Source organism: Actinobaculum massiliense, assembly GCF_001457435.1.
GTDB lineage: Bacteria > Actinomycetota > Actinomycetes > Actinomycetales > Actinomycetaceae > Actinobaculum > Actinobaculum massiliense.
The window spans coordinates 916,399-938,636 of sequence record NZ_LN881717.1; the positions used below are offsets into that span (position 1 = coordinate 916,399).

15 protein-coding genes and 1 pseudogene are annotated in these 22,238 nt (G+C 55.7%); 9 read left to right on the plus strand and 7 right to left on the minus strand.

The features are described from left to right. Positions 1–66 precede the first annotated feature (66 nt). On the minus strand, positions 67–966 hold the full coding sequence (pdxS, locus tag BN2664_RS05880; RefSeq protein ID WP_051014170.1) for a pyridoxal 5'-phosphate synthase lyase subunit PdxS: 900 nt from the start codon (positions 964–966) through the stop codon (positions 67–69). 95 nt (positions 967–1,061) lie between these two features. Between pdxS and pdxR the strand changes: the two genes are divergently transcribed. Then, complete coding sequence (pdxR, locus tag BN2664_RS05885; protein ID WP_007001120.1) at positions 1,062–2,654, plus strand: MocR-like pyridoxine biosynthesis transcription factor PdxR; 1,593 nt, start codon at positions 1,062–1,064, stop codon at positions 2,652–2,654. 187 nt (positions 2,655–2,841) lie between these two features. Here the strand turns inward: pdxR and mmsB are convergent, their stop codons facing one another. The 3 genes from mmsB to chvE are packed head-to-tail and all read right to left on the minus strand — an operon-like array spanning position 2,842 to position 6,857. Further along, positions 2,842–4,155: a multiple monosaccharide ABC transporter permease gene (gene mmsB / locus BN2664_RS05890; protein WP_007001119.1), complete on the minus strand. Its 1,314-nt coding sequence runs from the start codon at positions 4,153–4,155 to the stop codon at positions 2,842–2,844. Beyond that, positions 4,152–5,705: a multiple monosaccharide ABC transporter ATP-binding protein gene (mmsA, locus tag BN2664_RS05895; protein WP_007001118.1), complete on the minus strand. Its 1,554-nt coding sequence runs from the start codon at positions 5,703–5,705 to the stop codon at positions 4,152–4,154. Before mmsA ends, mmsB begins: the two co-directional genes overlap by 4 nt. 27 nt (positions 5,706–5,732) lie before the next feature. Next, positions 5,733–6,857: a multiple monosaccharide ABC transporter substrate-binding protein gene (gene chvE / locus BN2664_RS05900; protein WP_007001117.1), complete on the minus strand. Its 1,125-nt coding sequence runs from the start codon at positions 6,855–6,857 to the stop codon at positions 5,733–5,735. Positions 6,858–7,443: 586 nt separating this feature from the next. Here chvE and xylA point away from each other — a divergent pair. From xylA to BN2664_RS05935, 6 genes are all read left to right on the plus strand, one after another. Beyond that, the gene (gene xylA / locus BN2664_RS05905) at positions 7,444–8,793 is read left to right on the plus strand and encodes a xylose isomerase (RefSeq protein ID WP_007001116.1); all 1,350 of its coding nucleotides are present in this window, start codon (positions 7,444–7,446) and stop codon (positions 8,791–8,793) included. Between the two features lie 401 nt (positions 8,794–9,194). After that, positions 9,195–9,452 carry a hypothetical protein gene (locus tag BN2664_RS05915; protein WP_155856482.1) on the plus strand — a complete coding sequence of 86 codons (258 nt, stop codon included), beginning with the start codon at positions 9,195–9,197 and terminating at the stop codon, positions 9,450–9,452. Between the two features lie 65 nt (positions 9,453–9,517). After that, positions 9,518–12,052: a DUF262 domain-containing protein gene (locus BN2664_RS05920; protein ID WP_007001113.1), complete on the plus strand. Its 2,535-nt coding sequence runs from the start codon at positions 9,518–9,520 to the stop codon at positions 12,050–12,052. Positions 12,053–12,276: 224 nt separating this feature from the next. Then, complete coding sequence (locus tag BN2664_RS05925) at positions 12,277–12,945, plus strand: N-6 DNA methylase (protein WP_007001112.1); 669 nt, start codon at positions 12,277–12,279, stop codon at positions 12,943–12,945. Beyond that, on the plus strand, positions 12,942–14,624 hold the full coding sequence (locus BN2664_RS05930) for an Eco57I restriction-modification methylase domain-containing protein (protein ID WP_007001111.1): 1,683 nt from the start codon (positions 12,942–12,944) through the stop codon (positions 14,622–14,624). The genes BN2664_RS05925 and BN2664_RS05930 overlap by 4 nt, the downstream gene beginning before the upstream one ends. Then, the gene (locus tag BN2664_RS05935; protein ID WP_007001110.1) at positions 14,617–17,184 is read left to right on the plus strand and encodes a DEAD/DEAH box helicase family protein; all 2,568 of its coding nucleotides are present in this window, start codon (positions 14,617–14,619) and stop codon (positions 17,182–17,184) included. The genes BN2664_RS05930 and BN2664_RS05935 overlap by 8 nt, the downstream gene beginning before the upstream one ends. Here BN2664_RS05935 and BN2664_RS09480 read toward each other — a convergent pair. Both BN2664_RS09480 and BN2664_RS05945 read right to left on the minus strand, forming a co-directional pair. After that, a pseudogene (locus tag BN2664_RS09480) lies at positions 17,156–17,791 on the minus strand (DNA methyltransferase). The gene BN2664_RS05935 and the pseudogene BN2664_RS09480 overlap by 29 nt on opposite strands. A gap of 5 nt (positions 17,792–17,796) precedes the next feature. Further along, positions 17,797–18,816: a type IIL restriction-modification enzyme MmeI gene (locus tag BN2664_RS05945; RefSeq protein WP_007001108.1), complete on the minus strand. Its 1,020-nt coding sequence runs from the start codon at positions 18,814–18,816 to the stop codon at positions 17,797–17,799. Positions 18,817–19,331: 515 nt separating this feature from the next. On the opposite strand from BN2664_RS05945, the gene BN2664_RS05950 reads away from it, so the two are divergent. Then, positions 19,332–20,354 (plus strand): hypothetical protein, encoded by a 1,023-nt coding sequence (locus BN2664_RS05950; RefSeq protein ID WP_007001107.1) that lies wholly within the window; start codon positions 19,332–19,334, stop codon positions 20,352–20,354. 6 nt (positions 20,355–20,360) lie between these two features. Here BN2664_RS05950 and BN2664_RS05955 read toward each other — a convergent pair whose 3' ends face one another. Further along, positions 20,361–21,395: a LacI family DNA-binding transcriptional regulator gene (locus BN2664_RS05955; protein ID WP_007001106.1), complete on the minus strand. Its 1,035-nt coding sequence runs from the start codon at positions 21,393–21,395 to the stop codon at positions 20,361–20,363. 93 nt (positions 21,396–21,488) lie between these two features. Here BN2664_RS05955 and BN2664_RS05960 point away from each other — a divergent pair, with 93 nt between their 5' ends. Next, positions 21,489–22,238, plus strand: a complete 750-nt coding sequence (locus BN2664_RS05960; protein WP_007001105.1) for a glutamine amidotransferase — start codon at positions 21,489–21,491, stop codon at positions 22,236–22,238.

The window sequence follows — 22,238 nt, forward strand, 5'->3', positions numbered from 1 at the left end:
TGGCCGCCGCAGGGATTCCTGCGGCGGCCACCTTTTTCCTGATTTGGCTGGGACTAAAGCGACCTCTTACCAGCCGCGCTCGGCTAGGCGGTGCGGCGCGGGCAGTTCACTGACGTTGATTCCTACCATCGCTTCGCCCAGATCCCGCGAGACCTCGGCGAGCACCGCTGGATCATTGAAGTTTTCTACCGCGCGAACGATTGCCTTTGCCCGCTTCTCGGGTTGCGCGGACTTGAAAATGCCCGAGCCGACGAATACGCCGTCGGCGCCCATCTGCATCACCAATGCGGCGTCGGCAGGAGTGGAAACACCACCCGCAACGAGCACCGGAACCGGGAGATTTCCGTTTTCCGCCACGTACCGGACCAGTTCGTAAGAAGCACCGAGGTTCTTGGCTTCGGCGAACAGTTCCTCGGCATCAATGGCGGTAACGCGCGCGATTTCTTCGCGGATTTTGCGCAGATGCTTGACGGCTTCAGAAATATCTCCCGTGCCAGCCTCACCCTTGGAGCGAACCATTGCTGCCCCCTCGGCCACGCGGCGCAGCGCCTCCCCCAGGTTGGTGGCGCCGCATACAAACGGCACCTCGAAATCCCACTTATTGACGTGGTGCGCGTAGTCCGCCGGGCTCAAAACCTCGGATTCATCGACAAAATCAATGCCGATTTCCTGCAAGATTTGCGCCTCCACAAAATGCCCGATTCGCGCCTTCGCCATGACCGGAATATTGACTTCTTCGATAATCGATTCAATAAGGTCCGGATCGGACATACGGGCGATTCCACCCTGCGCGCGGATGTCCGCGGGGACGCGTTCGAGGGCCATCACCGCACTGGCTCCGGCGTCTTCGGCAATACGCGCCTGCTCGGGGGTGACGACGTCCATGATCACGCCGCCCTTGAACTGCTCCGCGAGCTGCCCCTTAGCAATCGCCCGCTCCAATAGATTCTGTGTTTCGTTTGCCATGCCGAATACCGTAAGCACGGAACTGGACTATTCCTAGATCCGCTTTGCGTGTTTCTAATTAGACCACTTGGGCCAGCGCGAGGCAGAATAGAACCATGCCTCGCACCCCGCGCCCCGCTTCCGATAATTCCGACCTTTCGGCGAGGGTCGACGGCGCGTTGCTCAGCCCCACCGGATTCCGTGTAAATCGCGGGCTCCCAATTTCCCTGCCAGTGCAAATTTCCGAGGCGCTACGCGGTTATATTATCGACGGCGCCTATAGCCCCGGCGATAAATTACCGAGCACGCGAAGCCTCGCGCAGCATCTGGGCGTTTCGCGCGGAACAGTGGTTACGGCTTATGACCAGCTCATTGGCGAGGGCTATTTGGTGGCCGCGGAAGGATCCGGGACGGTGGTCAATCCGGAACTGGCGCGGGTGCGAAGCGGGCGCGCCAGCATGAGGCAACCCAGGCAGATCTCTGGAGACCGATCCGAAGCCCCTGACAGGACGGTTTTCGGCCGCGGCGCTCCCAAGGTAAACCAGGAACGCATCGAAATGTTTGATTTCACTCCTGCCGCGAACTCGACCGGAAAACTCGCGGATTCGGAGTGGAGGGCCGCCTGGAATAAGGCACTGGCAACGGCGTCGTCGAATAACCCGCAAGGTGCCCCCGAACTATGCCGCGAAATTGCCGACCACCTGCGCCATATGCGCGGGCTCGAGGTGGCGCCAGAAAACATTGTGATCACCGCCGGGGCGCGTGACGGGCTTACGCTGCTACTTTCCGCTCTGCGCTCCGACGGCGAATCGCGAGCGCAAGATGGCGGTGTGGCAGCGGAACAAGCTGGCGGTATGGGGGCACGAGCTAGCGGCACGACGCAAGCACTCCGCGTGGGAGTGGAATCGCCCGGCTACCCGAGCCTGCGGAAAATTGTGCCCGCTCTGGGCCATGAGCTGGCCGATATTCCCGCTGATGCGGGTGGGATTGACCCTACGGCTCTACCCGCGGAGGGCAAAGCAGACGGCTTGGACGCGCTACTGGTTACGCCTTCGCATCAATATCCGAATGGTGGCTCGCTTTCGGCGGGCCGGCGCGGGGAACTCATCGCCTGGGCGCGGGCGAGCGGTGCACTGCTGGTGGAGGATGATTTTCAGGCCGAGCTTCGCTATCGCGGCATGCCTCTGCCGGTACTCGCATCTTTGGATCCTCAACGCTGCGTGCTCCTCGGGTCTTTTTCCGCTACCATTTCGCCCGCGCTTGCCTGCGGCTATATCGTTGCGCCCGCGCCGCTCGTAGCCCAGCTCGTGGCACGGCGGAAGATTTTTGGACAGCCCGTCAATGCCATTACCCAGCAGGCACTCGCCGGTTACCTAGCGCGCGGGGCGGTGCGCCGCCGCGTTGAGAAATTGCGCCGCGTTTATCGCCGGCGCCGCGAGGCGCTCATCGCGGCGCTCACTGCCCTGCCCGGGGTATCCATCGGCCCGATCGACGGCGGAATCCTCGCCGCAATTTATACTGAAACTCCAGCGGAGCAGATCGTCGCCGCGGCCGCGCGCCGCGGAATTCGTCTCACCGCCCTCGCTGACTACTGGGGCGGCGCTAGTGCCGCCCACGCCCGGAACGGCATCGTGATCAATTTTGGCGCGGGGACGGGCGCGGGATTCGCGGAAGCCCTTGAGGTCCTCACAAGCGCATTGCAACAATAACCGTTCAGGACGTCGCTGCTATAGACGCACCTGCTAGCGCGGTCCAGACCTACCTTCCGAATATCCGCGTAAGGCAATCGGAGTCTTAATAAAACGCCGAGCCCGGATATCGCAATAATACACATCCGGGCCCGGGTTTACTTCACTACGGAAATATCTGTAGCGCTATTTGGCTACGCGCTTTTACCTACTTCCTCTTATTGCTCACCACGTCGAATGCAACCGCGAGGATAACAACGAGGCCCTTGATTGCCTGCTGCCACGCGGAGTCGACGTTGAGGATGGACAGGCCCATATTGAGCACGCCCATAATAAGAGCACCAATAATGGCGCCAGAAATCTTGCCTCGACCACCGGTAACGGCAACGCCACCTATGAAGGCCGCGGCGATCGCGTCCATCTCATACGCATTGCCGGCGGTTGCCACCGCGGCGCCAGCGCGGGAGGTGGTGACGATGCCCGCGAGAGCGGCCAAAACACCCATATTCACGAAAACCATGAAGTCCACGCGGCGGGTATTTACGCCAGAAAGCCGAGCCGCCTCGAGGTTGCCGCCGACCGCGTACACGTGCCGTCCGAAGGTGGTGCGGTTGAGGACGAACGAGTACACCAGCACCAGCACGCCCACAATGATCAGGATGATCGGGGTGCCGCCCGCGGAAAGCGAGAGAATGTAGGTTACCAGCGCGAGGCCGGCCACGAGTAGCACATTGCGCAGGATGAAGGATCCCTGGGGCTCCACCGAGCGCCCGGCCTTCACCGCCTTACGCCGCTTGTTGAAGGCACTCCAGAGCATGCCTGCAATGGCAAAGCCGCCAATCCACAGCGTTACCGCGTCGCAGTCGTGGAGGTATCCGAGGAAGTTCGGCACCGATCCATTCGCGATCTTGACGAAGCCTCCCGGCAAACCGGAGATTGTCTGCTCCACCAGCACGATCGCCAGGCCACGGAAAATCAGCATTCCGCCCAGAGTCACGATGAAGGCGGGGATTCCCACGTAAGCAACCCAGAAGCCCTGCCAGCAACCGATCACCACGCCGATGAGCAAACCCACCAGAGCCGCCATGTACCACGGGAAGTTCATGTCGGACATCAGTAATGCGACGATGCCGCCTACGAATGCCACGACCGAACCAACCGAGAGGTCAATGTGTCGAGCTATGATCACGATTGTCATGCCAATGGCGAGGATGAATACGTAGGCGTTCTGCTGCACCAGGCTCGCTACGTTATTCGGGGCTAGGAGGAGGCCGCCGGTGGCAATTTGGAAGAAGATAACGATGGCTACGAGCGCGAGCAGAATGCCGTACTGACGCAGGTTCGGACCGCGTCGCTTCGCCTTGCCACCCGGCCCCCCGGTACCGCCTGCTACCCCGCCCTTGGGGGTGGAAATCTTCGGCGTGGCGGTTGCCGCCGCCTGGGCCGCCGCGCCACCTTCCGGCGTTGCGTTTTCTCCGGCCGCGTGGGCACCGCTCACGCTCTTATTCACGTTTCCGCTCATGCCACTTTTCCTTCCGTTTTATCGCCGGCCATGTATTCCATGAGCCCTTCCTGGCTGGCTTCCTTGCCATTGAAACAGCCGGTGATACGGCCTTCGTTGAGTGTGTAGATTCGGTCGCAAATTCCGAGGAGTTCGGGAAGCTCCGAGGAGATAACCAGCACTCCCTTCCCAGAATCAGCGAGTTCGTTGATGATCTGATAGATCTCGTACTTCGCGCCGACGTCGATGCCGCGCGTGGGTTCGTCGAGGATGAGGAGCTCAGGCTCCGTGTACATCCACTTCGCGAGCACTACCTTCTGCTGGTTTCCGCCCGAGAGCGAGGAAACTAGTGTTGCCGTGCTCGCCGTCTTGATGCGGAGGTCACCGCGGTATTTTTCGACGACGTCGCCCTCCGCGCCTTCATCGATTACGCCGCCGCGAACCAGTTTCTTCAAACCGGCCGAGGTGATATTCGTCTGCACATCCTGGATCAGGTTCAGTCCCAGACCTTTTCGGTCTTCGGGCACATAGGCGAGCCCGGCGGAAACCGCCTTCTGGACAGAGGAGGTATCAACCTCCTTGCCGTGCATCTTCACCTTCCCCGAGATGTTGTAGCCGTAGGACTTTCCGAACACACTCATGGCGAGTTCGGTTCGCCCGGCGCCCATCAGCCCCGCGATACCAACGATCTCGCCCGCGCGAACGTTGATCGACGCACCCTTAACCAACTGCCGCTCGGTATCCACCGGGTGGAAAACGTTCCAATCCTCCACCTCGAAAAGCACGTCCCCAGCGTTGGACTCATGCTCCGGGTATCGGTTTGACAGCTCGCGACCCACCATGTGACGAATGATGTCCTGCTCGGAAATCGCTTCCTCACCCTTCATTGGGTAGGTGCCAACCGTCTGGCCGTCACGAATAATCGTCACCTGGTCAGAGATCTCCGAAATCTCATTGAGCTTGTGCGAAATGATCACCTGGGTCACCTCGCGCCCCTGGAGCTTACGCATCAGCTCGAGCAAATGCTCGGAATCGTCGTCGTTCAGGGCTGCGGTCGGCTCGTCGAGGATGAGGAGCTTGACGTCCTTGGACAGCGCTTTCGCGATTTCCACGAGTTGTTGCTTGCCGACGCCGAGGTCCATGACCAGCGTATTGGGGTCGACGTCGAGGCCAACTTCCGCCAGGAGCAGGCGGGCACGATCATTGGTCTCATCCCAATCGATAATCCCGTGCTTCTGGATTTCGGAGCCAAGGAAAATGTTTTCCGCCACCGAGAGGAACGGTGACAGCGCAAGTTCCTGGTGGATAATAACAATTCCAGCTTTTTCAGAATCCTTGATATTGCGGAAAGTGACTTTCTCGCCCTCGTAGACGATTTCGCCGTCGTACGTGCCGTGCGGCCATACGCCTGAAAGCACTTTCATCAGTGTGGATTTTCCGGCACCGTTCTCGCCGCAAATGGCGTGCACTTCGCCCTTACGGACGGTGAGGTTGACGTCGTCGAGCGCCTTGACGCCGGTAAATTCCTTCGTGATATGCCGCATTTCGAGGATGTCATGCGTTTTCACCATGATGCTCTCCTTTCGATTTGCCGCCGCTTAGCTCAGACCCAGGTCCGCCGCCTGGTAATACCCGGAATCAACGAGTTGCGACTGAACGTTCTCCGCGTCGATCACGATCGGCTCGAGCAAGAAGGTGGGAACCACCATCACGCCGTTGTCATAGGTCTCAGTGTCATTGACAGCGACCTCTTCACCCTTAATGATCTGATCGGTCATCGTGGCTGCCTGTTCGGCGAGCTTACGGGTGTCCTTCCACACCGTCATCGACTGGAAGCCTTCCAGAATGTTGGCGACGTTCGCCTGGTCAGCGTCCTGCCCGGTGAGAACCGGCCAGTCGTTTTGGGTGTAGCCGTCCGCCTTCAGCGCCTGGGAAATTCCAAGAGCAAGAGCGTCATTGGGCGCCAGAATCGCATCCACCTTGGTTCCTCCGCGATAGAAGGAGTTCAAGCGCGTTTCCATTTCTGCCTGGGCTGCCGGCCCCATCCATGCCTGGATGCCGATCGACTGCCAGTCGGCCACGCTCGCCGGCATCTTCCCGGACGGAACCTTCAACTGCCCCGAATCGAGGTAGGGCTTGAGCACGTCCCAAGCGCCTTCGAAGAAGTAGCGAGCATTGTTATCGTCCGGAGAACCGGAGAACGGCTCGAAATTGAAGGGGCCCGCGCCGCCCTGCAATGCAAGCGACTTTTCAATGTACTGGCCCTGCGCTTGGCCCACCTTGTAGTTATCGAAGGTGACGTAATAATCGAGCGCGTCGGTATCGCGGATCAACCGATCGTAGGCGATCACCTTGATGCCTGCCTGCTTCGCCTGCGATAGCACCGGGCCCAGTGCCGAACCGTCAATTGATGCCACAATCATGACGTCAGGCCGCTCGTTGATCATGTTCTGAATTTGCGAAATTTGCTGTTCGACCTTGTTATCCGCGTACTGCATCGAGGTCTTGTAGCCCTTTTCCTCGAGCACCTGCTGCAGGTACGCGCCGTCGCGAGCCCAGCGTTCAAGGGACTTTGTGGGCATTGAAATGCCCACCTTGCCGGATGCCGCGTTGCCACCCGCCACGCGATCACGCGCACGAACGGGCGAGCACGCGCTCGCCGTCGCCATCACCAGCAGAAGACCAAGAATTCCTGCCAGCATTCGCCTCATTGATTTCTTCACGAGAGCCTCCTCGCACTCGTCGTATTCTTCGTGGTGCTCCAATCCGGCAGTACCGAGTCTCTGAAGAGTTCCGGCAACCTACTCTCTTTAGTCACCTAAGGAGCCATTGCTACGCGGCGAAGGAGAATAGAGCTTTCCATCGCCGCGAAAACAACTGCCAGTAGGTAGTGAACTGATCGAGGTTCCTCTCCCAATGCCCGAGCGGTTTCGCCTATCAAATCGAGTTCCCCGTGAAGCACCTCCGCGTACCCACCGCCAGGAAAACTATTTGACGTCCTAAAGCAACACCTTTGTTTAGCTCTAAAACTAAAACACCGCCACATCAGAGTCAAGCCCCAATTCACCTCACACTTTTAACATTCACTCACATTACTATCGCCAAGGCGTCAGCGCCCCCTTCCCGCAACACTAGGATGGAGAAACCGGAATGAAATCCGTACTTTAAAGCCGTGCAAATGTCGAAAATAATTTCGATTTTTGACCACCCTTGATCGAAAGCAATGCTTCGGATTAGACTTAGTATTGCTACACAACAAAGTCGTTGGGGCGGCCGCGAGAGCGGACCGCTGAACTGAGAGGCAATTACATGGCAGATCTATGGAATGTAGAGAAGATCCCCTTTGTCGGCACTGAGGACGTCAAGCAGGGATTGGGTTTCCGCTACTACGACGCCGATCGCGTCGTCGCTGGCAAGAAGATGAAGGACTGGCTACGTTTCGGCGTTGCCTACTGGCACACCTTCGATCAGCGCCTCGTTGATCCATTTGGCGACGGCACGGCCCAGCGCCCCTTCGACGGCAAGTACTCTGATCCGATGGATTTGGCGCTTGCCAAGGTGGATTATTCCTTCGAGTTTTACCAGAAGCTCGGCGCGGAATACTTCTGCTTCCACGATCGCGATATCGCCCCCGAAGGCGATAACCTGCGCGAATCCAACAAGAACTTGGATCGCGTTGTTGATCGCATGGAGGAGCTGCAGAAGGAAACGGGAATCAAGCTCCTGTGGAACACCTGCAACTTATTCAATAACCCGCGCTTCTTCGCCGGCGCTGCCACTTCCCCGTTCGCGGACGTCTACGCGTACGCCGGTGGTCAGCTCAAGCACAGCCTGGAAATCGCCAAGCGCCTGGGCGCTGAAAACTACGTTTTCTGGGGTGGCCGCGAAGGCTACGAGAACCTCTGGAACACCGATTACAAGCGCGAGCAGGACAACATCGCTCGCTTCTTCCAGATGGCGGTCGATTACGCCGAGGAAATCGGCCTCGACGCGCAGTTCCTGCTCGAGCCGAAGCCGAAGGAGCCGACCACACACCAGTACGATTTCGACGCCGCCACCACAATTGCCTTCTTGAAGACCTACGGCTTAGATGACCACTTCAAGTTGAACCTTGAGGGCAACCACGCCAATCTGGCTGGCCATACCTACCAGCACGAGATTCGCGTCGCTCGCACCGCCGGCATGCTCGGCTCTCTGGATGCGAACCAGGGCGACAAGCTCCTCGGCTGGGATCTGGACGAGTTCCCCTCGGATCTCTACGAGACGACTGCGGTTATGTGGGAGGTTCTGGCCGAAGGGTCGATCGGCCCGAAGGGCGGCCTGAACTTCGACGCCAAGCCGCGCCGCACCTCCTTCTCCGAAGAGGATCTGTTCCTCGCTCACGTCGTGGGCATGGACGCTTTCGCTGCCGGTCTGCTGATCGCCGCGAAGATGCACGAGGATAAGTTCATCGAGAACCTGGTTGGGGATCGCTACAGCTCGTATGACTCCGGTATCGGCGCCAAGATCTCAGCCGGCGAAACCTCCCTCGCTGACCTTGAAGAGTACGCTCTCGACATCCCGAACGAGGATATCCTGGCCTCCGTCAAGGCCGATAAGCTCGAGGCTCTCAAGGCCACGATCAATAATTACATTCTCTCGGGTCTGACCGAGAAGTAGAGCTTTTCAAGAGCCGCGGGCCCCGCGCCCGCAATCTCAGAGAATCCAAGCCGGCGTCGCAGTCACCTTTCCTGCGCCGCCGGTTCTCTGTTTAACGCTTCACCAATGCACAGAATGTGTACGGCATGGAGGGTCTAGCTATACGCATGAATATCGGATTCATATCGCGCCCAGCCTGTAGCCTAGACCTGACCTCGCGGGTCGAAAACGCGAATAGACCAAACACATTTAGTGCCTGGAGGCAAAAATGCGAGATCAAATTCGTGTCGTAATTAAAGGGCTTGGCGTTGTGGGCAAGCAGTTTGTCGATGAGGTTTTGAGGCGCGGCGTCGACGTCGTCGGCGTGGGACGCTGACGTGACCATCCTCGGTACTGGAATTTAAGACGTCTTTTGGACGCTCTTGCCAGCAGTGCTCACCGGCGGTACCCACGCCATCGAACGTATCGAAGGGCAATCCCTTGGAATTATGGACGCCTGGGGACCAGTGGTTATGGAAGAGTCCCGGATTGGCTGGACGATGGAGAAGTTTGAAGAGGCTTACCGCGCCGCGGTGGGCGAACCCGAGCATCTCGATCCGGGCGCGATCGCGCTTTACGCAGTGGCGAACCGCGGCACCCTCGGAATCCCGATTCGTGTCATGAGTGTGCTGTTAATCTGACATCACTAGATTTTTCAGAGCGGGCAAGTTCTTTTACCCAATACTCGAAGCGCAAAGAGGGAAGCATGAAGGGCAGCGTCGATTACATCCAGAGAATTTACGACAGTTCCGGAAATCGGATCATCATTCCTGTGTACCAGCGCAACTATGACTGGGGAACGAAACAATGCGCGCAACTCTTCGATGACATTGAGGAAATGATAGGCACCGGGCGCGATTCGCATTTCTTTGGCTCCGTCGTCGAACAACTTGAAAGCTACCGCGAGCGCGTAATCATCGACGGCCAACAGCGTCTCACCACCATTAGCCTGCTCATTTTGGCGCTGTGCGACGCCGTCGACGCTGGAACGCTCGCGTGCGACGACCCACTCCTTAGCCGACGGTTGCGAAAGAACTACCTCATCGACGACGACGGCGACGGAACGAAACTCAAGTTGAAGCCCGTCAAAGCTGATGACAGTGCTTATCGGCATCTGTTTGGCTCCGAAGCGGACTACGACGAAACGTCCAACCTCACCGCAAATTACCGGTACTTCCGGAAACGCTTCACGGAGACGACGATCCCGGGTGACGTGTTTTGGGAGAAAGGAATTACCCACCTACAGGTCATGGTTCTTGACCTTGAGCCTGCCGATTCACCTCAGCGAATATTCGAGTCTCTAAATTCGACCGGCCTTGCGCTCAAAGAGTCAGATAAAATCCGGAACCTAGTGCTGATGGGGCTCGACCACCATACGCAGGAGCGGCTGTATGAGACTCGTTGGAATCCGATTGAGAAGAACGTCAACTTCGAAACCGACCGTTTCGTGCGTTGGTACTTAGTGGTAAAGACTCACAAGACCCCGAAAGAATCTGAGGTTTACGAAGCGTTTAAGCAGTACCTGAAAGGGCCTGACCGCGTTGGACGAAGCGCTCAAACCGGAGGCACCGGCGAGCTCTCGCCCGGACGGGCCGGTGTGGCACACGCCGATGAAACTCCCACATCGATCGAGAGCGTACTCAAAGATATGCACGAGTATTCGCGCTATCACCGAGAAATCACCACCGCGCAAACAGGGATCGCCGAGGCAAACCTCATCCTCCATCGCGCACGCGCACTCCTCGGCGGAGTTTTCCTTCCCTTCCTCATGCCCGTGCTGGCGGACGTTCACGCCGGCACGGTACCCGGTTCTGACTTTGTTCGAATTTTACGCATCCTCGAAAGCTATATGGCTCGCCGAACGGTGGTTTCGGCAGGCTCCAATGCGCTCAATAAGATTTTTTCGTCGGCTTATCCCGACCTGGTCTCGCTACGTAAGCACAGTGAGCCGTATCCAGATATCTTGGTTTACCTGCTTCGCAGGCGCGATGGATCAAGTGGACGTTTCCCCGACGACGCCGAGTTCACCGACGCCTTCACAACGCGCAACTTCTATCGTTTGAGCCCACGAAACACCCAATATTTCTTTGATGCACTAGAAAATGAGGGCTCTAAGGACCGCGTAGACATAGCGGGAAACTTGGATAAGGGCGCTATCTCGATTGAACATATAATGCCGCAAGCCCTCACTGCCAAATGGCGTGCGGATCTAGGCCCTGAAGCAGAACAGATACACACCATCTGGGCTAACCGCGTCGCGAACCTGACCGTCACCGGCTATAACTCCGAGTATTCAAATCGGGATTTCACAACCAAGAAAAACGCCACAAACGGTTTCGCCACCTCCCCTTATCGGCTCAACGGTTTCGTGAAGGAGTGCGACGAGTGGGGCGAAGAGCAACTCGAAGAAAGATCGCAAATACTCCTGAAATCCGCACTACAACTCTGGCCACTCCCGGAGACCTCCTTCGAGCCGGAGGTCACGCCACGGCCCTCGTGTTCCCTGGCGGAATCTGATGGACTCACCGGTGTGAAGGTGACGGCATTCGAATACGGCGAGGTGAGAAAACCGGTTCATACCTGGGCGGAAGCCCTCTCTGAAGTGCTCAAGGTACTTATTCAGGATCATCGAATAGATTTGCTAGCGCTAGCTCAAGTACGCCAAGGGTTACGCACCTCGCGCGAAGGAATCCCCGAGGACGCAAAATTTGTTGAGCTTGATCCCGGGCTTTTCGTCCAAACTTCCTCAAGTACTCTCCAGAAGATGGCGCTCCTGCGCGCGGTTTTTGAACAGGCGAACCTCGACCCAGAAGACCTCGTCTTCACCCTCGGGGGTAGCGAATCAGAATCCTCTGCTTCGGGCGACAGCGACCGCCCAGCCCCAGCTTCTTCGAACCACGATTCACCCTACGCGACCCTTCTCGCGTTCATTCCAGAATTTGAGCGCTTAGGCGCTGATGAAAACCCGCAAAATCTCCTTTCGCGATTTTCGGCGGCCTTTACTCCCTTCCGCGCAGCTCAGCCCACAGAAATTCTCAGTGGCACGCAAGAAGAGTTCGAGCTACGCACACAGGGAGAGACCATCGCCCAGGAAGAAGCCCTCGTGGTCATCTCGCAACATCTGGACACGGCGGATCAGGTTGCTGGTCTGGAATCGGTGATGGGCCCAGCCTTCGTAGAATCCGGGCTAAGAAAAATCGGGAAGAAAATCTTGGCGCATTTGAAGGTTTTGACAAAGTAGTGCCGCAGCTACGGCTTCACTTCGGTGGTGATGGGAACCGTGTCGGAGACTCCTTTTAGACTGACGGCATTGAAACGTTTGGGACCGCGGTCCCAAACGTTTCAAAGTTGGGGCCGCAGGTACACTGAGAATACCCGTATACCAGGCGGTAATCTCAACTACATCTATTGAGATGTGCCGATGGTTCTTCACACGCCAAGTCAAAAGATGAGGAGGCTCCGAGCTTGACTGATCTATTTCCACGACCGAGCGAAAAATTGGTCAAGTCCAAACAGCGAGTATCCGACCACGGAGAGGTCTTCACCCCAAAGCACATCGTCGAAGCAATGCTTGACTTGGTTAAAGACGAATCAGAACGAATTGACGCAAAAGTGCTTGAACCGGCCTGCGGCGAGGGTATCTTCCTCATGGAGGTACTACGAAGGAAACTGACCACCGTAAAAACGCGTTACGGCAAGAACTCTTTCGAGTCGCGTCACTATGCACTCCTCGGGTTGATGTCGCTATATGGAATTGAAATACTCCCCGACAACGCGGAGGTATGCCGAAATAATCTCGCGCGGATCATACTCAATTTCCTTGATGAACCGGATGATTCTGTTTGGGCGGACGCTATTCGAACGGTCCTTTCAACCAATATCGTCCGAGGAGACGCGCTTACGATGAAAACAACCGAGGGCAACCCGCTGGTGTTTCCCGAATGGGGATATCTCGGTAAAGGGAAGTTTCAGCGCCGCGATTTCGAGTACACAAACCTCACCGAACGGAGTTCATTCTCCGGAACACTTTTTGACGACTTAAGCGAGAGCGAAGTCTCCAAATTCTTCAGCCCTAGAACAGACTATCGCCCCGTGACTGTCGAAGATCTCGCTGAAAGCTGGCGTACTAAATGATCCAATCGCCACTTCGCCCACATAATCCAGATGTCCTGACCTGTATCGCCAATCTTTCGAATGATGAGGTGTTCACACCACCGACGATTGCGAACAAGATGCTTGATCAAGTTGCGGATGCTTGGCGACAAAATTACGACGGCGCAGATATCTGGGCGGACCCTACGGTCACTTTTCTCGATCCCTGCACAAAATCTGGCGTTTTCTTACGCGAAATTACTCGACGCTTCGTCGATGGCTTGGCCGGTAAGATACCCAATCTGCAAGAGCGCGTAAATCACATCCTCACCCGCCAAGTTTTTGGGCTCGCCATCACTAATCTCACCGCCCTGCTCTCACGCCGCAGCGTCTACTGCTCAAAGTGGGCAAATCGTGAGCATTCAATCTGTACCGAGTTTGATGGCGAAAGCGGTCACATTTGGTTTGACCGCACCGATCACACGTGGGTCGGTGGTACACGCGAAGCGCGAGTAAATCCCCGTAGCGGAGCTGATGAATTCATTTACAAGAATCGTCGGTGCTCCTTCTGTGGTGCGAGCGAGGCAGAATACGCTCGCGCGGAAGATTTAGAAACTCACGCCTACGAATTCATCCACACGGACGACGTAGTCGCCAGGTTGAACGAGATATTTGGAGAAGAGATGCATTTCGACGTTGTGATCGGCAACCCGCCATATCAACTCTCTGACAGCGGCCATGGGGTGAGCGCCAAGCCCATTTATCATAAGTTCATTGAGCAGGCGAAGAACTTGGATCCGAAAATGCTTTGTATGGTCGTACCAGCTAGGTGGTTCTCAGGCGGAAAAGGTTTAGATGCTTTCCGCGCGGAGATGCTAGGAGATGACCGCATCGCCGTGCTACACGACTTCCCCGATAGTCGTGACGTATTTCCAGAGGTAGATGTCGCTGGAGGAATCTGCTATTTTCTTTGGTCCGCAACACACTCTGGAGATACCGAAATAACCACTCACAGGGGAACCTCCACGACTACTTCACTGCGATCGCTTCTTGAACCAGGAAATGACATATTTCTACGGGACGAGAGGGCGATCCGCATACTCAAGAAGATCTACGCCAAGGAGATGTCCGTCCCCTTCGAGGACGCACTTACAGTTCTCCCAGAATCTCTCCAATTTGCGGGCCAGGTTAGTGCCAGGAAACCTTTCGGTTTCCCAACAAACTTCCATGGAAGCACTAAAAAATCATCCCAAAAAAGCGTAAGACTTATCAGTAAGACTGGAGTCCAATGGGTTTCCCGAACAGAGATTCTGAATAATCTTGACACAATCGATATGTGGAAAGTTTTTACGTCAAACGCCTCTAACGACCACGCTGGGCAGCCGGACAAGAACGGAACGCGGCGAGTGCTGGGAAGAACCGGAATCCTAGAACCCAACACTGCCGTAACTGAAACGTACATTTTATTGGGCACCTTCGACATCCCCGAATCAGCGGAAAGTTGCCTGTGCTATGTAACCACGAAGTTCACCCGTTTTCTAATATCGCTCAGGACTTCAACACAACACATCACGCGGGGCAGATTCCGCTACGTACCTATCCAAAAATGGGATCATATGTACACAGACACGGAACTCTACTCGAAATATAACTTAGACGCTCGCGAGATCGAGCTGATCGAGAACTCTATTCGTCCAATGGACGGAGGAAACGATGTCTAGTCCCGACGTGCTTTTTCCTTCAAAACCCAGCCCGCAACTTCGGATATATGCTTGGTCCCCCAAGTATCCGCCAGCAGGGTATGAGGGACTTATCAAAATTGGGCAGACCACGAAGCAGAACGTCAATGATCGAATCCGTGAATCGCAAGGTCAGATGCAACAAGCCTACACGCTTCACATTGACGAACCAGCCGAACGAAACGACGGATCGATCATTCGCGATACTGACGTAATCCGCCGCCTTGTTGCCAAGGGCTTCGAGAATCCTCATTTCGGATCCGCCAGGGAGTGGGTACGCACCACTCCGGAGGCGGTGCTTAGTGCAATCACTGAGTTAAGATCCGGGAAAGCACTCTCCCATCATCGTTATCAGAGTTTCGCGATGCGCCCAGAGCAGGAAGCTGCGGTGAGAAAGACCCTCACCTACTACCGCTCAATTTGGGAAGAGGATCCAACAGCAACCCCCAGGTTCCTGTGGAACGCGAAGATGCGTTTTGGGAAAACATTTACGACTTACCAGCTCGCTAAGCGCATGCGCGCAAAGCGGGTTCTTGTCGCAACATTCAAACCAGCCGTGCAGGATGCTTGGAAGGAGGATCTCGAATCCCACGTTGATTTTGAAGGATGGGAGTATCGCAATGCGTCGTCGTCACGAGGCCTCCTAGAAATGGACCCAGAAATCCCCGTGGTTTACTTTGGATCCTTCCAAGATCTACTTGGCAAAGACAGAAACACCAGGAAATATAAGGCCAAGAACGATTGGATACACCGCGTTCACTGGGACCTCGTAGTCTTTGACGAATACCATTTCGGCGCGTGGCGCGAATCTGCGAAAGAGCTCTTTGAGGGCGAAGATCCGGAGGAAATTCAAAAGGAGTTTTCCTCGTCGCTCGAGACCGACTTCGACACTTTCGACGAAGAGCTAGATGAGCTTGGAAATAAGGAAAACGATTTTCTCCCTATTGGCACCAAGGCGTTTCTCTACCTTTCCGGCACCCCCTTCCGAGCACTCGCGACAGGGGAATTCATCGAAGAACAGATTTTCAACTGGACTTATACAGACGAACAACGCGCGAAACAGCATTGGGAAGTAGACCATCCTGGGGAGCAAAATCCGTACCGTAGTCTCCCTGAACTACGGCTCATGACCTATCAGATGCCCGACGATATCATCTCAGTGGCAAACGAGGGGGAGTTTGACGAATTCGACCTCAACGAGTTCTTTTCCGCTACCGGCGCCGGTAAAGCTGCACGTTTCAAACATGCATCTGAGGTACAAAAATGGCTCGACCTTATCCGTGGCGACCACGCCCCAACCCAACTCGACGCCTTGCGCGCTGGGGAGCGCCCGCCTTTGCCCTATGCAGATGTACGCCTCCTTCCCTACCTTCAGCATTCGATGTGGTACCTACCAAGCGTTGCAGCCTGCTACGCCATGGCTAATCTCTTGAAATCCCGAAATAACACATATTGGCACGACTACCAGGTTCTTGTAGTCGCTGGGCCCGCTGCGGGCGTCGGCGTCGCTGCACTCCCGCCAGTTCGTCAGGCAATTGGTGATGGCCACGAAACAAATACCATCACTCTAACTTGCGGCAAGCTCACCACCGGAGTCACTGTAAAACAGTGGTCAGCGATTCTCATGCTTCGCAATCTCGGAAAACCGGAAACGTACTTCCAAGCGGCTTTCCGCGTGCAATCACCCTGGTCAATCAAGAATCCCGACGGCGACGATCCCTCACGCGAAGAGGTTCTCAAACCGGTCGCTTTCATTTTCGACTTCGCCCCCACCCGAGCCCTCAGGCAAGTTGCCGAGTATGCTTCCGGTTTGCATCCTCAAGCTTCAAATCCAGAAAAAGCAGTCGAGGATTTGACGAACTTCTTACCCGTTCTCGCTTACGACGGGGCGAATATGACTCAAGTCGATGCGGGCGGCATCCTCGATATCGCCATGTCTGGAACCTCTGCGACTCTGCTCGCACGTAAGTGGGAATCGGCAATTCTAGTCAACGTCGATAATTCGACTCTGCGACGGATTCTCAACAATGAGCGCGCGCTCGAAGCCATAATGAATATCGAGGGTTTCCGCGCCCTCGGAAATAACGTCCTTGAAACCATCATCAATAAGAGTGAATCTGTTTCTCACAAACGAAAGAGCAAGGGCGAAGAGCTCTCCCGGCAAGAAAAGAAAGAGCTGTCGCAGGAAGAGAAGGAATACCGATCCAAGCGCAAGCAAGTTCAAGAAAAGCTCATAAAGTTCGCAACCCGAATTCCAGCTTTCATGTATCTCACGGATTTCCGGGAAAACACGTTGCAGGATGTCATTACGAAAATAGAGCCCGATCTCTTCAAGGTCGTTACAGGACTCTCCGTCGAGGATTTCCACTTGCTTGTCAATCTCGGTGTTTTCAACTCGATCCACATGAACCAGGCTGTGTTCGCATTTCGTCGTTACGAGGATGCGTCACTCTCCTATACAGGGATTCGATCACACAAGGACCTGCGCAAGGTTGGCCTGTTCGACACCGTTATCACCCTTGAAACTGAGGATTCCCCATAACATAATTGCATTCAGTCGCCGAGATAACGCGATCCCAGTCCATGCGCAGGGCATTGCCTTCGTGGATTCACGCGGATTTACGTAGGGGCAGGTTCGGCAATTCGGTGAGCACAATCGATTCGGTTTCAATATTTGCCTGAAGCTCGGCAATCCACAGGGCCGTGCGCGCTACCGCCACCGCAAAATCATTGATCTCGATTCCGTGGAACTGTTTTAAGCTCACTTTTACCTGGCTTTCCTGCGCTTCTCCCAGGCCGATCATCGTCTGAGAGCCATATTGCTTTGGTTGCGCGGTGCCGCCTTCCAAGCCGTCACCCCAGCCCTGCAGATCCTCACGGATGGTTTTGGCACGGGACACCTCGCTTGCATTCCTTTGTCTTGGCTCATCGAAAGAGTCTGCCATGCGCGTGGTTCCAAGGTACTTAATCACCGTGTTTTCGAGGCGGCGCAATTCGATATACGTTTCCGTTAAGAAATTTCCCGAGCCGCAGGCCGGATCAAAGAACTCCAGGGAGGTAAGTCTATTTTGATATTTGACCAGACGGTTGCGCAGTTGACGCGGAGTGAGCGACTCGTTAGTAAGGACCGCATTCAGATCAGATTTCAGATCATCTAAAAAAGCGGATCGATCACTTTGTGAATGTTTTCCGGGCTGGTGTAGTGCATTCCACCCGCGCGGCGAGTTTGCGGATTAAGGGTCGATTCGAAAACGCCACCGAAAATGGTGGGCGATATTTGCGACCAATCAGTGCTTTGGGAGACTTTATTAATGAGTAGATCGCAGATTTCCTCGGTAAAATTCGGTATTTCTTCCACGCCCCGGAAAAGGCCGCCGTTTACATAAGGGAACTGGGTGAGCTCCGGAGCCAGATACGGATCGCGATTCGCTTCCGGAGTATCAAGCACCTCGAATAACTTGAGTAAAGCGCTACGGGTTTGCGACGGCGTATATTCGCGCAAATACGACCACAGCGCATCCTTGCGGAACAACCCGGCATCCTCCGCAAAAAGGCAAAATACTAGACGCACGCATAGCACATTGAGGGAGTGCTGTGATTCGGGCGAATCCGGATTGAGGTATTGCTCGCGTAGGGCGTCATATAGCTGGCCGATGAGCTTACCGGCTTCAACCGAAACTTTTTTCTCCCGCACCGCACGGGCAGATTCTGGACTATTCAAGAACCCGAGGAGGGCGCGCTGTTTGGGTAATTCCTCCAGCTGAAACTCCACGTATTTATTTTCCGGATCAGCCTTATTGAGGTCATGTATACGGAACGTATGGAAATTCGAAACAATAATGTGATCGGGCCGCTCCCGGTTAGGTAGCGAATCCGCGTAGCGCTTGGCCTGCTGATAGGGAGTAACAAAATCGCCTTGGCGTTTTTCCGGGACGTCAAGATTAACTGACCGGGATTTTTGTTCGACCAGGGTCTTAGCCTCGGGAATAATGACGTCGATAAATCCGCCCGCGTTTGTTCTCTGCTCAAACCGGGCAACGGTTGCGGCGTCGTCCACACCGTAAACTCGGCGCAAAAGATCCACCCAGAAAGGTTGCGTATCGCCTTTTTCGTAACCGCGGTTTTTTCCATTTTTCAGCAAATTCACGCGCCGCTCGCCGCGCCGCCCGCTCACGACTACCCGGCACCTCAAAACTTTCCCGCACCCGCTCCTCCAAACCCGAACGCTCCGCGCAGTAACGCGCCCGCGCCGCAAACCCGGGCCGCAGATTAAGGTTGCCTTCCCGGTTCGCTCCGCTCACAGTCAAAAGTATTGGGAATGCCCGCAGGCATTCCCAATACTGGGCATCCTAGTTGGTTACGCGGCGAAGAAGAGCGGGCACCAGATTGTTTACTCAATCATTGCGACGTAACCGGTATGCCAAAATGATCGGTTCAGCTACCTGCTCAGGAGGGACATCAGAGCACTGTCCCGCCCGCGGCCCGCTCTTCCCGTCCGCGGCCAGTCCTTTACACTCGTAGTCTACGCAGATATGCATCAGCGCTCGGCGCGTATCCACAGCCTTCATTCGCGCGCGTAACCGCTCGCAATCACGCATCAACCTTGTAGACTCCCTTCTGACCTCGCGGATCGAAAACGCGCATTGACCGTTACTAGGGGCCGCAACTTGCGGCTAACCGGGAGGAAAAATGGCAGAACCTATCCGTGTAGTTATCAAAGGGCTTGGCGTCGTTGGCAAGCAGTTTGTGAGCGAATTTCTTGAACGCGACGGCGAGGTAGTCGGAGCGGTTGACGGCTGGGACAAAATCATTGGCGCCGATCTGGGCACGCATTGCGGACGCGCAGAACTCGGAATCCAAATCGAAAAGGATCTCGACGCCGTTCTCGATCGGACCCATCCAGACGTTCTAGTGCTCGCTAACGCTTCGGCAATTTCCGATCAGGAAGCTGATATTCGCGCCGCCATCACCCACGGAGTGAATGTTGTAACCTCGGCAGAAAACGCTTTTTACTGGCGTCGCATCGAACCGGAACTGGGCGGGCAGCTCGACGCCGAAGCACGCAAAGCCGGAGTTACCATCCTCGGAACCGGAATCCAGGACGTCTTTTGGGCGCTACTTCCCGCGGTTCTGAGCGGAGCCAGCCACAGTGTTGAACGCATTTCCGGTAGCACAGTGGGGATTATGGACGGCTGGGGCCCGGTAGTTATGGAAGAATCGCGCATCGGCTGGACCATGGAACAGTTCGAGGCAGCGAAGTCTCCGCAAACCGAGCACCTTGATCCGGGCGCGATTGCTCTCTATGCTCTGGCAGATCGCCTGGGCCTTACCGTAACCGGAGAAGATACTCGCGTGGATCCGGTAACCCACGATCAGCCGCTTTTCGCCAAGGCTTTGGATCGGGAAATTCCGGTGGGCGAGCTTATCGGCAACGCGGCTACCCTGGAGCTGAAAACGCGCGAGAGCGTCACCCTCTCTTCCACATTCACAGCCCGGCTTTCTACTTTTGAGGGAGAAACCGAAAAGTCCGTATGGGAGATTTCCGGGCGACCGCCCCTAAAGATCGCCGTTGACGATATCCGCGGAGATATGACGACCACGAGCGCCATGATCAACCGCCTTCCGGACGTTATCAACGCTTCGCCCGGTTTCCTGACCGTGGCAGATCTGCCCGCCCCGCGTTACCGCGCACGGCTCATTAAGGAGCAGTAGATGGCATCAAAAGGCGGGCACTGGGCCAACCGATGACCGTTGCGACATCGAAATGGGCAGAACTACCCGCCTGGCTTTTTCCCCATTCGCCGCTTCCACCACCATCCGGATTGCTTCTTCGGCCATTTCTCGAATAGGTTGCCGGATGCTGGTGAGCGGCGGATTGAGCCAGTTCGTCAGCGCGACGTCGTCGAAACTGACGATAGAGATATCATCTGGAACGTCCAGCCCGAATTGCCGCGCCGCTGCCAACACCCCGATGGCTGCGTAGTCCGCTCCAACAAATACCGCGGTAGGTTGATCGGCAAAACGTACCATTTCAGACATCGCGGCCGCGCCGAAGGCTTCACTAAACGGACCGCGGAAAACAATCTCTCCGGAAAATGGTATTCCGGCTACTTCTAGAGCATCCCGATATCCCTGCTCACGTTCTTGCGCGGTAGGTAGCTCGGGAGGCCCGGTAATGAGTGCGATACGCCTATGTCCCGCCGCGATAAGGGCAGAAGTTGCCTGGAACCCGCCGTCACGCGAATTTGCTCCCACGAAACCAATACTCTCTCCGTCCGTGGGTAATACACCTTCGTCAATAAGGATGAGTGGTTTCGTGAAGGCCTCCGGGGAAACCGAATCTCCAAGCAGATTTGACCCCAGTAATAAAATGGCGTCTACGGCCGGATTACGCAGAGCACGCTGAATACTGAGAATTTCACCCCGCAAGGTCCCTCCGGTTATATCCACACCAAGCGTGACCTGCCGTCCACTCGTTGCACTGTATAGCTCGGTAGCAAATTCCGAATAGAAAGGATTTTGCAAACCGGGAACCAAAAGCGCTACCACAAGCTCACTTGCTGAAAATCCCGATGCTGTTTTCTTTGGCGCCTTCCAATTGAGCGCCCGCATAGCATCCTCAATTTTCTTTTGTGTGCTCGGAGTAATGCGTAGTTCCCCTTTGATATAACGGCTAACCGTCGATTTCGAAACGCCCGCAACGCGCGCTACTTCACTTAGCGACGGCACACGTTTGCCCGCATCTGTACCCACTCGGACTCCTTGATTTTTTCTATAGCAGGAATACTATAGGAAACATCGGTGCGCATCGTTGCGCAACGTTGTGTAAAGAACAAGGAGGTTCACATGGTAAAAGTTCTCATCGCCGGAGAATCATGGGTGAGTGACGTCGTGGATCACAAAGGTTTCGACCCTTTCGCCCACACGCAGGTGCATATTGGTTGCGCGGAACTTATACGAGCACTCGAGGACGCGGGGCACGAAGTATCGCACTTGCGAAATCACGACGTCGCTGAGTTTTTCCCCTCCACACTCGAGGAACTCAATAAGTTCGACGTCGTTATCCTCTCTGACGTCGGCTCCAACACGCTACTCCTTCCCCCGCAAGTTTTTGAAAAGGGAGAACGCTTCCCTAACCGACTCAAGTTACTTCGGCAATGGGTACGCGATGGAGGCGGACTCATGATGGCTGGTGGATACCTCAGCTTCCAGGGCTTCGAAGCAAAGGCTAATTACGCGGGCACTCCTATCGAGGAAATTCTTCCCGTAACTATGCGCCGTTGGGACGATCGCGTGGAGACTCCGGAGGGCGTTTCACCTGTCGTCACTCAAAGTGACCATCCCATCACCTCAGGCCTTGATGAGGAGTGGCCTTACATTCTCGGATACCAGGATGTTTCGGTTGCCGAGGGTGCCGATGTTCTCGCCACCGTGGACGATGGTAAACCGCTTCTAATTGCGCAGGGCTTCGGTAAGGGCCGCACCGTTGCCTACATGACGGATATTTCCCCACACTGGGCCCCCGCGGAGTTCATGGAATGGTCCGACTATCAAACCCTCTTTTCCAATATCGTGACCTGGCTCAAAGGAGAGTAA

What these genes read in the sequence shown, in the direction of transcription:
- mmsA (WP_007001118.1), bottom strand. Translation starts at nt 5,705, where the DNA reads ATGGTGAAAACGCATGACATCCTCGAAATGCGGCATATCACGAAGGAA.
- BN2664_RS05950 (WP_007001107.1), top strand. Translation starts at nt 19,332, where the DNA reads ATGGCAGAACCTATCCGTGTAGTTATCAAAGGGCTTGGCGTCGTTGGC.
- BN2664_RS05935 (WP_007001110.1), top strand. Translation starts at nt 14,617, where the DNA reads ATGTCTAGTCCCGACGTGCTTTTTCCTTCAAAACCCAGCCCGCAACTT.
- BN2664_RS05930 (WP_007001111.1), top strand. Translation starts at nt 12,942, where the DNA reads ATGATCCAATCGCCACTTCGCCCACATAATCCAGATGTCCTGACCTGT.
- BN2664_RS05960 (WP_007001105.1), top strand. Translation starts at nt 21,489, where the DNA reads ATGGTAAAAGTTCTCATCGCCGGAGAATCATGGGTGAGTGACGTCGTG.
- mmsB (WP_007001119.1), bottom strand. Translation starts at nt 4,155, where the DNA reads ATGAGCGGAAACGTGAATAAGAGCGTGAGCGGTGCCCACGCGGCCGGA.
- BN2664_RS05920 (WP_007001113.1), top strand. Translation starts at nt 9,518, where the DNA reads ATGAAGGGCAGCGTCGATTACATCCAGAGAATTTACGACAGTTCCGGA.
- xylA (WP_007001116.1), top strand. Translation starts at nt 7,444, where the DNA reads ATGGCAGATCTATGGAATGTAGAGAAGATCCCCTTTGTCGGCACTGAG.
- pdxR (WP_007001120.1), top strand. Translation starts at nt 1,062, where the DNA reads ATGCCTCGCACCCCGCGCCCCGCTTCCGATAATTCCGACCTTTCGGCG.
- pdxS (WP_051014170.1), bottom strand. Translation starts at nt 966, where the DNA reads ATGGCAAACGAAACACAGAATCTATTGGAGCGGGCGATTGCTAAGGGG.